The sequence below is a fragment of the Acidovorax sp. HMWF029 genome, assembly GCF_003060895.1.
Taxonomy (GTDB): Bacteria; Pseudomonadota; Gammaproteobacteria; order Burkholderiales; family Burkholderiaceae_C; genus Acidovorax.
The window spans coordinates 1-2,008 of sequence record NZ_QAIH01000239.1; the positions used below are offsets into that span (position 1 = coordinate 1).

2 protein-coding genes are annotated in these 2,008 nt (G+C 63.5%); both read left to right on the plus strand.

Going from position 1 to position 2,008, the window contains the following annotated elements:
- Positions 1-10: 10 nt before the first annotated feature.
- Entirely contained in the window at positions 11-646 is a 636-nt protein-coding gene (locus DBR12_RS17660; RefSeq protein ID WP_108618462.1) for a TRAP transporter small permease, read from the plus strand.
- 37 nt (positions 647-683) lie between these two features.
- Positions 684-1,949: a TRAP transporter large permease gene (locus DBR12_RS17665; protein ID WP_108618461.1), complete on the plus strand. Its 1,266-nt coding sequence runs from the start codon at positions 684-686 to the stop codon at positions 1,947-1,949.
- Positions 1,950-2,008: the final 59 nt, after the last annotated feature.

Consider the following 2,008-nt stretch of genomic DNA (forward strand, 5'->3'; position numbering starts at 1 on the left):
GAATCACACCATGCCCACGCTCACCAGCCCACCCGCCCCGCAAGCTCCATCGCAGCGCGCTCCCGTTCGCTGGGTGCTGACGTTGTCCACGCAGGTTCTGCGCATCGAGCGGCACCTGCTCACCGCCCTCATGACCTTGCTGGTGTTGCTGATCCTGCTCAACGTGGTCACGCGCTACACCGGCATACCCCTCTACTGGGTGGACGAGGCGGCGGTCTACACGGTGGTCTGGCTGACCTTTGTGGGCGCCTCGGTCATGACGCGGCTGCGCATGGACTTTGCCGTGACCATGCTGACCGACCACCTCGGCGCGCGCGGCGCCAAGGCATTCAAGGTGGTGGCCACCTGCGGCGTGCTGCTGTTTGGCCTGGCCATGCTGGTGATGTGCTGGGTGTGGATGGACCCGATCGGCATTGCGCGCTACGGTTTTGACGCCAAGGAGTTTGCGGCCGAGAGCTTCAACTTCCTCTACACAGAGCGCACCCAGACACTGAACTGGCCCACGTGGGTGCTGCAGCTGATCCTTCCGATCTTCTCGGCCACCTTCAGCGTGCATGCGTTGGCCAACCTGCTCGAAGACATGGGCGCGGCAGAGCGTGTGCAGCACGCAGGCTTTGACGTGGTCAACGCCGACGCCGTGAACTGAACGCCACCCACGCACGCAAACCCACGAGAGCCCGACCATGATCACCACCCTGTTCTTCCTCGCCGCCTTGATGGTGGGTGTGCCCATCGGCGTGTGCCTGTGCCTGTCGGGCGCGGTGTACATCCTCAGCATCGGCAGCCCGGTGCTGTTCCAGTCCTTCCCCATGCAGATGTTCGGCGGGGTGGACAGCTATGGCCTCATCGCCATCCCGCTGTTCATCCTGATCGGCGAGATCATGAACAGCGGCGGCATCACGCGGCGGCTGGTGGACCTGTCCATGGCCTTCATCGGCTCGGTCAAAGGGGGGCTGGCCTACGTGAACATTCTGGCCAACATGCTGGTGTCATCCATCATCGGCTCGGCCACCGCGCAGGTGGCCATCATGTCGCAGGTCATGGTCCCGGAGATGGAAAAGCAGGGCTACGACAAAACCTTTGCGGCGGGCCTCACGGTGTATGGCGGCATGCTGGGGCCCATCATCCCGCCCTCGGTGATGTTTGTGGTCTACAGCGTGCTGGCCCAAGTGGCCGTGGGCGACATGCTGATTGCGGGCATCCTGCCCGGCGTGCTGCTCACGGTGATGTTCTTTGTCGTGATCGCGCTCATGGGCTTTGTCTACAACTACCCACGCAGCGAAAAGCGCACGCTGGCCCAACGTGCGCGCACCGTGGTGCAGGCCAGCCCCACGCTGCTGATCCCCATCATCATCGTGGGCTCCATCCTCAGTGGCCTGGCCAACCCCACCGAATCGGCGGCCGTGGGCGCGCTGGCCTCGGCCCTGGTGGGGCGCTATGTGACGAAGGAATTCCGCTTCAGCGCCATGCCCGCGATCCTGCTGCGCTCGGCGATCTATTCGGCCATCGTGCTGTTTCTGGTGGCGGCAGCGGCCGTGTTCTCGTGGTTGCTGATCTACGGCAAGGTGCCGCAGATGGTGGCCGCCTGGGTGCAGACCGTGGCGCACGACCCGGTCACCTTCTTGCTGCTCACCAACGTCATCCTTCTGGTCATCGGCACGGTGATCGACGGCATCCCCGGCCTCATCATGACCGCGCCCATCCTGTTGCCGATTGCCACGGAGGTCTATCACATCGACCCGCGCCACTTTGGTGTGGTGATCGTCGTCAACCTGGTGCTGGGGCTGATGACCCCGCCCGTGGGCCTGAGCTTTTTTGTCGCGTCAGCCGTCACCGGGGCCAAGCCCGGAAAGATGTTCATCGTCACGCTGCCGTTTTTCATCATCAGCTGCGTGGCGCTGGTGATGTTGTCGCTGTTCCCCAGCCTGTCGCTCGGTTTGCTCAAGTAGACCGCCGCCCAGCAAATCCCCCGTCCCCTCCCAAAGTTCTTTCACACGGAGTTCACCAT